Raw genomic sequence first — 11,747 nt, forward strand, 5'->3', positions numbered from 1 at the left:
ATGGTTAATCATCGGTTAATCAGGACCGGCCATTGTGGTCGCAACTTGCACCGGTTTAAGGCTTGGCCATGCGTCGATTGTTTCTCCTGTTGTTCATGCTCTTCACCACACTGGCGCACGCCGGCAACAACCCGTTCGAGGTCAAGCCCGACTTCCTGCCGGTGGGCAAGGCCTTCGTCTTCACCTCCGAGCGCCTGCCTTCGGGAGAAACCCAGCTGTTCTGGCAGATCGCCGACGGCTACTACCTGTATCAGAAGCGCCTGAAATTCGACGGCGTGGCGCCAGAGCTGCAACCCACCCTGCCGGCCGGTGAAGACCACAGCGACGAATTCTTCGGCCAGCAGACGGTGTATCGCCAGGGCCTGGAAGTTAAGCTGCCGGCCGCCGCCAGCGGCAAGGTCAAGCTGGGCTGGCAAGGCTGCGCCGACGCCGGCCTGTGCTACCCGCCACAAACCCTGGAAGTGGACCTGGGCGGTGCGCCCGCAGTGGCCGCCAGCAACGTCGCGACCACCAGCAATGGCTCGGCCCAGGACCAGGTGCTGGCCAATGACCTGCAACACAAATCCTGGGGCCTGGGCCTGCTGGCCTTCTTCGGTTTCGGCCTGCTGCTGGCCTTCGCCCCCTGCTCGCTGCCGATGCTGCCGATTCTGGCCGGCATGGTGGTGGGCAGCGGCGCCAGCCCGCGCCGGGGCCTGGCCCTGGCCTCAAGCTATGTGCTGTGCATGGCCCTGGTGTATGCCGGCATGGGGGTAATCGCCGCCCTTTTGGGCAGCAACCTGCAAGCCTGGCTGCAACAACCCTGGGTCCTGGGCAGCTTCGCCGCGCTGTTCGTGCTGCTGTCGCTGCCGATGTTCGGCTTCTTCGAGCTGCAGATGCCGGCCCTGCTGCGCGACCGCCTGGAAGGCGCCAGCCGCCAGCGCCAGGGCGGCAGCCTGATTGGCTGCGGCATTCTCGGCGCGCTGTCGGCCCTGTTGGTGGGCCCGTGCATGACCGCGCCCCTGGCCGGCGGCCTGCTGTACATCGCCCAGACCGGCAACGCGCTGTTTGGCGGCCTGGCGCTGTTCGCCCTGGGCCTGGGCATCGGCCTGCCCCTGCTGTTGCTGGTGACCGTGGGCAACCGCTTCCTGCCCAAGCCGGGGCCGTGGATGAACCTGCTCAAGGGCGTGTTCGGCTTCCTGTTCCTGGGCACCGCCATCTACATGCTGCGCCCGGTACTGAACCCCGGCCTGTGGATGGGGCTGTGGGGCGCCCTGGCTCTGGTGGTGGCCTACTGCGCCTGGCAGCAACGGGCGATTGCCGGCCGCTTGCTGCACCTGTTCGGTGCCGGCGCGCTGCTGTTCGCGGCCTGGGGCGGCATGCTGCTGGTGGGTGCCGCCGGTGGCGGCGACGACCTATGGCGGCCGCTTAAGGTCTACAGCGGTGGCCCTGTGGCCAATAGCGTCACGGCCCATGATGCCTTCACCACGGTGAAGTCCCCCGCCGAGCTGCAAGGCGCCCTGGACAGCGCCCGGGCCCAGGGCCAGTGGGTGCTGCTGGACTACTACGCCGACTGGTGCGTGTCCTGCAAGATCATGGAGAAAACCGTGTTCGGCCAGCCTCAGGTGCTGGAGGCCCTGAAGGATGTGCGCCTGCTGCGCCTGGACGTGACCCTGGACAACGCCGACGGCCGCGAACTCCTGAGCCGCTACAAGGTGCCGGGGCCACCGAGCATGCTGTGGATCGGCCCGGACGGCAGTGAACGCCGCAGCCAGCGCATCACCGGCGAAGTGGATGCCAACGCCTTCCTGCAACGCTGGACCCAGACCCGGGAAGCCCGTTGATGCTGACCTTTACCATCGGCACCTTTGCCATCGCCCTCAACCACCTGCTGCTGATCAGTGCCCTGGCCCTGGCCACCCTGGTGGGCTGGCGCGTGGCCAAGCGCGGCGGTGACAACCCCGAATCCGTGCTGTTCAGCCTGTTCCTTTTGGGCATGCTCGCCGCCCGGGTCAGTTTCGTGCTCGCTTACTGGAAGCACTACCAGCACGACCTGTGGATGATCATCGACCTGCGCGACGGCGGCTTCCTGGCCTGGCCGGGGGTGATCGTCATGCTCCTGGCGGCCCTGGCCTGGGGCTGGAAACGCCCGGCGCTGCGCCGCCCATTGGGTGCCGGGGTGGCCAGCGGCCTGGCCTTCTGGCTGCTGGCGACCCTGGCCCTGACCCTCTACGACCAGGGCACGCGCCTGCCGGAAGTGGCCCTGCGCAACGCCGCCGGCGAAACCGTGCAACTCACCGACTACCAGGGTGGCCCGCTGGTGATCAACCTCTGGGCCACCTGGTGCCCACCGTGCCGGCGGGAGATGCCAGTGCTGGAGAGAGCCCAGCAGCAACGCCCGGACCTGACCTTCCTGTTCGTCAACCAGGCCGAAAGCATGCAAAGCGTCAGCACCTTCCTGGCCACCCAGGACCTGAACCTGAACAACGTGCTGTTCGACGGCAGTGGCCGCCTGGGCAAGGCCGTGGGCTCCATGGCCCTGCCGACTACGCTGTTCTATAGCGCCGATGGCCGCCTGCTGGGCAGCCACCTGGGGGAACTCTCGGAAGCCAGCCTGGCCCGGGCCCTGGAAAACTTCGACGGCGCCCACCCGACCTCGGTCGCCCCTTCAAGGAAACTGCCATGCCCTTCATCCGCCACTTGCTGAGCCTGTCTTTGGGCGCGGCGTTGCTCAACGCTCCGCTGCTACAGGCCGAGGAACTGCCTGCGCCCATCCGCAAGATCGAAGAAAAAGGTGCCAAGATCATCGGCAGCTTCGACGCCCCGGACGGCCTCAAGGGCTACGCCGCGCAGTACCAGAACCGCGGCATGACCCTGTACCTCACCCCTGACGGCAAGCACGTGCTGCTGGGCAACCTGTACGACGCCGACGGCAAAGACCTCAGCGCCGAACCCTTGCAGAAACTGGTCTACGCGCCGATGGCCAAGGAAGTCTGGGGCAACCTGGACAAGAGCAACTGGATCGCCGACGGCAAGGCCGATGCACCACGCATCGTCTACCTGTTCAGCGACCCCAACTGCCCCTACTGCAACATGTTCTGGGAACAGGCGCGGCCCTGGGTCAAGGCTGGCAAAGTGCAGTTGCGGCATATCATGGTGGGCATCATCCGCGAAGACAGCCCGGGCAAATCCGCCGCCCTGCTGGCCGCCAAGGACCCGCAGCAGGCCCTGCAGGATCACGAAAAGGCCGGCAAGGGCAGCGCCCTGAAACCCCTGGCCAGCATTCCCGCAGCGGTGCAGGCCAAGCTCGACGCCAACATGAAACTGATGGAAGAGCTGGAGCTGTCGGCGACCCCGGCGATCTTCTACCTCGACGACAAGGGCGAGTTGCAACAGCAGCAAGGCGCCCCGGCCCCGGGCAAACTGACCCAGATCCTCGGCCCGAAATAACCCCGCCCCCTCCCCCGTAGGAGCCGGCTTGCCGGCGAAGGCGTCCGTCAGGCGGGCGCCTGGCTTGCAGGCCTCTTCGTTGGCAAGCCAGCTCCTACGGCAAGAGAGTCAGGCTTCAGCCGTTGCGCTGTAAAAACGCCAACAAGGCCCGGGTCACGAACTCCGGGTTTTCCCGGCTGGAAATATGCCCCGCCTCGGGAATCAGTTGATAAGGGCAGCCAATGCGCTCAGCCATCTCAACAGTTTCCGCAGGCGGCCGCGGCTGGTCCTGATCACCACACAGCAGCAAGGTGTTCTGCCCATCCAGGCGCTCCAGCTGATCCAGCACATCCGCTCGGCTGAAAGTGATGCGCCCCATGGGAATCACGCTCTGGCGCAGGCGCTCGGCAGGCAGTGCCGCGAGGCTGGCACGAAAATCCTGGAACAGCGCCGACTGTCGATCGATACCCGGGCGGAAGAAGATCGGCACCACGATATCCAGCAGCGGCTCGGCGATCAGGCCGCTGTCCTCGATCTGTTGGAACAGGGAAAAGTAATACTGCCGGGTCGGCTCCGGCTCGGCGCCCAGGTAGGTGTCCATCAGCACCAGGCCGTCGATGCGCTGCGGCGCCGCCAAGGCCAGGCGCGCGCCCCACATGCCGCCCACCGACAAGCCCACCAGGGTCACCCGTTCGATCTGCAAATGATCGAGCAAGGCCAGCATCTGCCGTGCCACATCGTCCAGCGACGCAGTGCCTGCCGGCAACGGCCCGGACTGGCCGTGGCCCCACAGGTCCACGGCAATCACCCGGTACTGCGCCGACAACGCCCCGATCTGCGGCGCCCACATGCCGGTGTCCCACAAATAACTGCCGGCCAGGAACACCACCGGCCCCTGGCCCTGGTCGAGGTAGTGCAACGGTTGTCCATCGATGGTTGCGAAAGGCATGGGCTAGCTCCTGCAAGGGAATGACGAAAAAGGTCCGACAGACTGTGCCGTGAAAAAAGCTCAGTCAATCGGACCCGTCCGACAAAACGTATCAGGAGATGCCCGGATTCAAGGCCCGCGCTGACCGTCGAGCAAGGCCTCCACCACGGCGCGGGCCATCTCCACCGAATGCACCATGGACCAGATCAGCCCGCGCTCCAGGCCGCTGCCCTGTTGGGTGATTTCATCGCACGCCTCCTCGGCACATTTGAGCAGCAGCGCCACATGCACCAGGGCCTCTTCGGCGCTGACGCCTTCGCGCACGCTGAACAGCGAGTCGGGGGAAACGGGTTTGGCTTGGGTCGTGAGCTGGAACACCGCGGGGTCCAGCGGTTGCCGGGCCAGGGCCACGCGCAGGGTGGCGTTGGCGGCCTTGAGGGCGGGATCGCGATAGGACGTGGGTGGATCGGGGACGAGCTTTTTCATGGTGTAACTCCGATATGAACTCAAAGGAGCCGTCACCGTTCGCTTGCACACGAATAGGGTGGCAGCCGTACGCAGGTGTGCAAGACCGGGCATATCGGAACCCGGCAGACTCGAAAGTCTCCCACGCACGGCTGCCATAACGCAGAAACAACGGGCAAAAAACCCCGAACTGCTTTTGACAACGATGCGCCGACATGACCGGACTTGCACATCCGAGCCATCGATTGGGCGATGGCTCCGGAACCCTATCCCGCCCACCAGGCGCATTCAAGCGGCCCGCAGTTTCTCGGATTTGCCTTACAAAAGAAAGCGAACCGCCTGACTATCAGACGTTGTTCCTCGACATTCGGAGCCACTACGTTCCAGGGCAGCAGGCGCCTTCACGGCCATCTGCTCCCCTGGCCCTGCGTTACCAGTCGTAGCTCATTTCCACCGAAGCCACCCGCTCCTGGCCGTAGTAGCAGCCGAAGTTGTAGTTGCAGTCGGAGACGTATTCCCGGTCAAACAGGTTCTGCACGTTGAGGCTGCTTTTCAGCCCGCGCAGGCTCGGGTCGAGCTTGCCCAGGTCATAGCTGACGGTGGTGTCGTACACCACATAGGCTGGTGTGCTGAAGGTGCTGCCCGAGTCCCCCGGCTTCCTGCCGGTGTAGCGCGCGCCCACGCCAAAGGTCAGGCCGCTGAGCGCCGCCTGGGTGAAGTGGTAGTCGACCCAGGCACTGGCCGAGACCGGCGCTTGGGCTTCATTACGGTTGCCCTTGGTGGAGTCATTGGCCTTGGTATAGAAGGAATCGATGTAGGTGGCGGCAGCCATCACATCGATGTTGTCCAGGCTGGACTTGATTTCCAGCTCGATGCCCCGGGAACGAATCTCGCCCTGCTGCGCGTTGTATTCGGGGTAGTCGATGTCGTTGGTCAGGGCGTTCTTCTGCTTCACCTGAAACACCGACGCGGTCATCAGCGTCTTGTCCACGGGCTGGTACTTCACCCCCACTTCATACTGCTCGCCCTCGGTCGGCTTGAAGGCCTTGGCACCGCGCTCCGGGGCGCTGGTGCCCACGGTCGGCAGGAAGGACTGGGAGTAGCTGACATAGGGCGCCAGACCGAAATCGGTCACGTAGGTCAGGCCCACCCGACCGGTGAACTTGTGGTCCCGCTGTTCAACGATGCTGCGGGCCAGCAGGTCCTTGTTTTCCACTTCGGCCCAGTCCTGGCGGCCGCCGAGGGTCAGTATCCATTGGTCAAGCTTGATCTGGTCCTGGACGTAGACGCCGGTCTGGCTGACGGTGTTGTCCCAGCGCGTGGTCAGTTCGGGGGTGACGCTGCTGGTGTCGTAGTTGTTCTTGCCGTACAGGTCTACCGGCAAGACCCCGTAGGCGTTGTAGCCGGTGTACTTGCGATTGAAATGGCGATAGTCCACGCCCGCCAGGGTGGTGTGCTCCAGGGCACCGGTGTTGAAGCGGTACTCCAGGTTGTTGTCCAGGGTGTAGGCTGTGTTGTGCTGCTGCCAGTCGAGCTTGGTGCGGGTAGCTCGAGTGTAGTCGGTCACACCGCCAGCATCGGTGACGAAGCCACGCAGGTAAAAGCCCTTGTAGCGGTCGCGCACGTCGATGTAGCGCGCGGTGGAACGGAATTTCAGGTCGTCGTTGAGGGCCTGGCTCAACTCGTAGCCAAGGATGTACTGGTCGCGCTTGTAGTCGTTGTAGCGCGAATCGCCATTGAAGAAATCGCGGTCGATCTTGCGCCCATCGGGGCCGCGTTCGAGGGTGCCGATTTTCGGCAACGCCTGGTAGTCGGCCAGCCCGTCGTCGCGCTGGATCTGCGCAAACAGCGTCAGGCGCGTGGCGTCGCTTGGGCTCCAGGTCAGGCTCGGCGCCAGCAGGGTGCGCTGGCTGTTGGTGTGAGCCACCTGTTCGTTGCCCTTTTTCGCCACGCCGATCAGGCGATAGGAGAACTCTCCCTGATCATCCAGTGGGCCGCTGCTGTCCAGGGCGCCATAGACCCGGTTGTAGCTGCCCAGGCCGAACTTGACCTGATGTTGCGGCGTACTGCTGGGGCGTTTGGACACTAGATTGACCAGGCCACCGGGCTGGTTCTGTCCATAGAGCACCGACGACGGCCCCTTGAGTACCTCGACGCGCTCCAGGGTGTAGGGATCGATTTGCGGCGCCCCGCCCAGGCTGCCGGCATAGGGCAGGTAGGCGCCGTCCAGGTACAGCGGGGTCGGGGCGAAACCGCGGCTGGTGATCTCGTCGGCAATGGTATTGCGGTCGGTGTAGCCGTTGACGCTCAGTCCCGGCGTGTAGCGCAGGACCTGGGTCAGGTTGCGCGCGCCCTGGGTCTGCACCTGATCGGCAGTGACCACGTTGATGGTCTGAGGAATTTCCAGGATCGGCGTATCGGTCTTGGTCGCGGTGGCGCTGCGAGTAGCCACGTAGCCATCCACTGGCCCCCAGGCCTGCTCCTGATCCTGGCCCTGAATATGGGTCGGCTGCAGTTGCAACGCCGACCCCGTGGGCAACAGGTACAGGCTCCAGGTGCCACTGGGGGTGGTGGTCAGGCCCAGGCCGCTGCCCACCAGGGCCTGCTGCACAGCCTGCTCGGGAGTCAGTTGGCCACTGACCCGACTGGCGCGCTTGCCGCTGAGCAACTGCGGGGCCACCGACAGCACCCGGCCGCTGTCCCGGGCGATGCGGCTCAAGGTCTCACCCAGGTCACCGGCGGGCAGATCGAACGCTCGGGTGGCCTGAGCCTGCTGCGGGTCGGTCGCGGCATGGGCGACAGTGGGCAGAGCGGCGTAACTCAGAACGACAGCCATCGCCAGCAAGCTGGGACGGAAAATAATCTGGGACATGGAAAGGGCTCGTTATTAGGTTGGCTTTCCATAACCAGGACACGGGAAAAACCGAACCCCCTCACTGTTCCTGGCTTCTTTAACAATCAGCGCAGCTCGATACGGGTCAGCCAGAAGCCATAGCGAGTCACCTGGATCGGCAGGGTTTCGCCGAGGGAGCGCAGCACCTGATCGCTGTCATCCAAGGGGAACACCCCATAGACCCGGACCCGCGCCGCTTCCGGGCTGATGCGCAACAGGCCGCTGCGGTAGGGCCGCAGCAGCTCGATCAATTCGCCCAGGGGCTCGTTGCGCACATCGATGCGGCCGTCGAGCCAGTCCACCCGGGTACGCAACGACGGTGCCTGACGCTCGATGCCTTGAGCGCCGAAAGCAAAGGCTTCACCGGCCTCGACCCGCTGCTGGCGCCCCTGGGCGGTGGTCAGCAGCACGCTGTGTTGCTGCACGGAAACCAGACTGCCGAGATCGTTGCGGCTGACCATGAAACGGGTGCCCAGGGCCTGCACCCGCCCCTCGCGGCTTTCGACGATAAACGGCCGCGCCGGGTCGGCGGCGACGTCGACCTGCACCGTGCCTTCACGCAGGACGATGCGCCGCTGCCCGGCATCGAAGCGGATATCCACGGCGCTGCGGGCGTTCAGGTGGAGCCGACTGCCATCGGCCAGGATCATGGACTGACGCTGGCCGGTGGCAGTATCCAGGTCGGCCAGCACCTGACCCAAGGGCAACACGCGGTTAACCAGCCCGGCAGCACCGCCTCCCAGCACCAGCAACGCCAGCCCGCCGCCCAGCACTTTGCGCCGCGCTGGCGAAGGCAGCGATCGCAAGGCCCGGCTGGCCGCCTGCAGTTGCTCGCTGCTCTGCAGTTGCTGCAAGGGCTGGCTGAGCACGGCGTTGACCCGCTGCCAGGCAGCGGCGTGTTCGCCGCTCTGCGCCAGCCAGTGGGCAAAGGCTTGCTGCACGGCATCTCCCTGGCTGCTGGATTCCAGCTTCAGCAACCAGTCCACGGCGGCGCGATTGGCCTGGTCGCTGGCGGTACGGCTCATGCGGCGCGCTCGCTGAGGCAATGCAGGAAGGCTCGCCGCAGGTCGCGCTCGACGGTCGCCAGAGAAACTCCCAGGCGCTCGGCGATCTGCGGCTGCGCCAGGCCTTCAAGGCGATGCAGGATAAAAGCATGACGCACCCGTTGCGGTAGACCTTCGAGCAGCCGGTCGATCAGTTCCAGCGCTTCGCGCACCAGCGCCAGCTCCTCTTCGGAGGGGCTGAAGGCCTGCGGCATCCGCGCCAGTTCCAGCAGGTACTGCTGCTCCAAGGCACGGCGCCGGAACAGGTTGCTCAACAAGCGCCTGGCCACCGTGGCGAGAAAGGCCCGCGGTTCGTTGAGATCGGCCAGTTGGCCGGCGGTCAGCGTGCGCACGAAGGTGTCCTGAGTCAGATCCGCGGCATCCTGCGGGCACTGCAATCGGCGATACAGCCAGGCACGCAACCAGCGGTAATTCTCGCTATAGAGGTTGGCAACTATGGCTTTGGTGTCTACGGGACTGTGCATCGAGACCGGCACGCTAATGGTAACTGTTATCATTATCCAGTTTGCCGGTCATGAAAATCAACGTTCGTCGTTGCAAATCCCCCAGCGCCGCGGCAAATCCGGGGGTGGCGATCAGCGGTACTCTTCCGGCGCTTCGCGTTCGAGGATTTCCTCCAGGTCGCTCAGGTCACCGCGTTCCTTGAGAATGCCGCTGACCTGGTCGATCCACGCCTGCTCCGAGGCAATCCCCGCCCAGGACTGGCTGCCGAAGCCGTGATACGGCCGGTCGTCGAAGGTGCTGATCAGCAACTGGTTGAAGCGCCCGGTGTCCAGTTTTTTGCGCTGGATTTGCACTTGCAGCGCCCCCAGCACCTTCTGCTGCTCTTGCGGGTTGGGGCGATAGCGGTAGAGCCGCGGCGAGCTGAGCACCAGAAACTCCGGCGGCAGGTTTTCATCGATGGCCGCCTGCAGGCGGTAATGGCCATCGAGAATCAGATAGCAGCTCAGACCGGTGACATACCACAGCAGGATCGGCGGCAAGCTGCCTTCGCGGGCTTTTTTGCGCCACCACTTCAAGCGCCCGGAATGCGGGTCCACGGCATGCAGGCCGACTACTGCGCCACCGTACTCCCCCAACCCGACCCAGCGCGCCGTACCGGCCTGTTGGTTGTCGAGGATGTTGCGACCATAGATCGCCCACTGCGGCATATGGCTCAGGGCATCTTCACCGCCCTTGAAGTACCAGGCTTCGGTGCCGCTGAGCAGCGGCCGCATCGGTTTCTGCGATGCCGGGCGCAGGGCCCGCACCAGCCAGTAGCCGGGGTAAAAGAAGTCCGGCTGGTGCTGCATCAGTTGCTCGACGAAGAAGCGGCTCCAGGCCTTGAGGCGCAGCGCCGGGTCGAGGCGCGCCTGTTGTTCCACCTGAGGCGAGTCGATGGGGCCCACCAGGGTTTGCGGCAGTTGCTCCGGCAGGTGATTGCGCACCAGCCATACGCCATACAGGCAGCGGGACATGGTGCCCCAGAGCAGGGTCTGGTCGCCGAGCACCAACTGCATACGGCTGTTGTTGCCACTGAGCAGGCACAGGTTGGGCTTGCCGCTGGCCGGGCGTTTGACGTCCACGCCGAGGCCGTTCCAGTGGCCGGCCAAATCCTCGATATCACGCCAGAAAATCTGTTCCACGATTGTCCCTAATCCTTGATCAATGACCGGCCCTGCGGCGGGCAGGCGCGACTATAGCAGAGGGCTGGAGGGCCCATTCGCCTGTAGGAGCTGGCTTGCCAGCGAAGGCGGCCAGCGCCTTACCCATGGCGGCCAATGACCGCGTCTACTTCGTCTGCCAACCCTTGCCCGCCCAGGCACTGACGCACCTCGTCGCACCACTGCGACTCCGGCTCATTGCCGGCCCAGGCCGGGGTAGCGCTGCGGTACTGCGGCCGGTCATCGAACGCCTGGATCAGCACCCGGTTGAGGTTCTCGGTGCTCAGGGCCGGGTTGCGCGGCACCGCGTCGCCGCGCTTGCGCAGTGAATCCATGATCCGTTGCTGATGCTCCAGGCTCGGTGCGAAGCCGCGCTCGCGGGTGGCGCTGAGGACGATGAATGATGGCGCGAGGTTTTCCGCGATGGCCGCCTGCAAACGGTAATGGCCGTCGATCACCACGTAGGACGCCAACCCGCCGACGTACCACAGCAGGATCGGCGCCAGGCTGCCTTCGCGGGCCTTCTTGCGCCACCACTTCAGGCGCCCGGCCTCGGGGTCGACACGGTGCAGGCCGATGAGCTTGCCGCCGCCATGCCACCAGTCGATCCACTCCAGGGTCTGGGGTTGCAGGTTGTCGAGAAAATCCTCGCCGTACAGGTGCCAGTTGGGCACATGGGTCAAAGGGTCGATCACCGAGGTGAAGCGCCAGTGGTCCAGGCCGCTCGCGGTGCTGGAGGGCTCCGGCAGCAGGCCCTGGGCCAGCCAGAAACCGGGGGTGAGGAAGTGCCGGGCGCTTTCACTGAGACGGCTGACGAAATAGCGGCTCCAGGCCCTGATCCGCAGCTCGGGCGCCAGAGCGGCGTGCTGCTCCACGGTGGGTGAGTCGATGGGTGCCAGCAGCCGGCATTCGGCGCCGTCCGCCAGCGGGTTGCGTACCAGCCAGACGCCGCCGTGGTCCCGGGCCAGGGTGGCCCAGAACAACGGCATGTCGTGGTGCATCAGCTTGATCCGGGCATTGGCGCCGGTGCGCAGGTAAAGCGGCGGTTTGTCCGTGGAGCCCGGTTCGACCTCGACACCGAGGCCACTCCAGTTGCCCAGGGAATCTTCGATGTCGCGCCAGTAAAGCTGTTCTGCCATGGTTACGGTCCTTGAATGAAAACGCCCGGCGCAGGTGCTTGGACCTGGGCCGGGCGCGATCATAGCAGAGGACCTGCGGGCCTCTTCGCCCGTAGGAGCTGGCTTGCCAGCGAAGGCGTCGGCCAGGACGATGCAAGGCTTGCGGGCCTCTTCGCCGGCAAGCCGGCTCCTACGCCAGATGTCGGTCTTCCTGCTGCGCGAACAACGCCC

10 protein-coding genes are annotated in these 11,747 nt (G+C 65.0%); 3 read left to right on the forward strand and 7 right to left on the reverse strand.

The annotated features are described in order from the left end of the window. Positions 1-68 precede the first annotated feature (68 nt). Genes dsbD through dsbG form a run of 3 tightly spaced genes read left to right on the forward strand, consistent with a single transcriptional unit; the run spans position 69 to position 3,426 of the window. Positions 69-1,820, forward strand: a complete 1,752-nt coding sequence (dsbD, locus tag KI242_RS21815) for a protein-disulfide reductase DsbD (RefSeq protein ID WP_212805568.1) — start codon at positions 69-71, stop codon at positions 1,818-1,820. After that, positions 1,820-2,683 (forward strand): TlpA disulfide reductase family protein, encoded by an 864-nt coding sequence (locus tag KI242_RS21820; protein ID WP_011062458.1) that lies wholly within the window; start codon positions 1,820-1,822, stop codon positions 2,681-2,683. The genes dsbD and KI242_RS21820 overlap by 1 nt, the downstream gene beginning before the upstream one ends. After that, a complete protein-coding gene (gene dsbG, locus KI242_RS21825) occupies positions 2,659-3,426 on the forward strand; it encodes a thiol:disulfide interchange protein DsbG (RefSeq protein WP_053153005.1) in 768 nt (255 codons plus the stop codon). Before KI242_RS21820 ends, dsbG begins: the two co-directional genes overlap by 25 nt. 115 nt (positions 3,427-3,541) lie before the next feature. Here the strand turns inward: dsbG and KI242_RS21830 are convergent, their stop codons facing one another. The 7 genes from KI242_RS21830 to KI242_RS21860 all read right to left on the reverse strand — a co-directional run bounded on the left by KI242_RS21830 (position 3,542) and on the right by KI242_RS21860 (position 11,537). After that, the gene (locus KI242_RS21830; RefSeq protein ID WP_077934572.1) at positions 3,542-4,354 is read right to left on the reverse strand and encodes an alpha/beta fold hydrolase; all 813 of its coding nucleotides are present in this window, start codon (positions 4,352-4,354) and stop codon (positions 3,542-3,544) included. 108 nt (positions 4,355-4,462) lie between these two features. After that, a complete protein-coding gene (locus KI242_RS21835; RefSeq protein WP_077934573.1) occupies positions 4,463-4,819 on the reverse strand; it encodes a hypothetical protein in 357 nt (118 codons plus the stop codon). 409 nt (positions 4,820-5,228) lie between these two features. Continuing rightward, a complete protein-coding gene (locus KI242_RS21840) occupies positions 5,229-7,670 on the reverse strand; it encodes a TonB-dependent siderophore receptor (protein WP_015636487.1) in 2,442 nt (813 codons plus the stop codon). Between the two features lie 86 nt (positions 7,671-7,756). Beyond that, positions 7,757-8,716 carry a FecR domain-containing protein gene (locus KI242_RS21845; protein WP_015636488.1) on the reverse strand — a complete coding sequence of 320 codons (960 nt, stop codon included), beginning with the start codon at positions 8,714-8,716 and terminating at the stop codon, positions 7,757-7,759. After that, positions 8,713-9,219: a sigma-70 family RNA polymerase sigma factor gene (locus KI242_RS21850; RefSeq protein ID WP_041752437.1), complete on the reverse strand. Its 507-nt coding sequence runs from the start codon at positions 9,217-9,219 to the stop codon at positions 8,713-8,715. The genes KI242_RS21845 and KI242_RS21850 overlap by 4 nt, the downstream gene beginning before the upstream one ends. Positions 9,220-9,330: 111 nt before the next feature. Then, positions 9,331-10,380, reverse strand: coding sequence for a hypothetical protein (locus tag KI242_RS21855; RefSeq protein ID WP_053153012.1), 1,050 nt, complete (start codon positions 10,378-10,380; stop codon positions 9,331-9,333). 119 nt (positions 10,381-10,499) lie between these two features. Continuing rightward, positions 10,500-11,537 carry a hypothetical protein gene (locus tag KI242_RS21860; RefSeq protein ID WP_183001569.1) on the reverse strand — a complete coding sequence of 346 codons (1,038 nt, stop codon included), beginning with the start codon at positions 11,535-11,537 and terminating at the stop codon, positions 10,500-10,502. Positions 11,538-11,747 lie beyond the last annotated feature (210 nt).

Origin of the sequence: Pseudomonas sp. Eqa60 (genome assembly GCF_018326405.1) — a bacterium.
Classification (GTDB): domain Bacteria; phylum Pseudomonadota; class Gammaproteobacteria; order Pseudomonadales; family Pseudomonadaceae; genus Aquipseudomonas; species Aquipseudomonas protegens.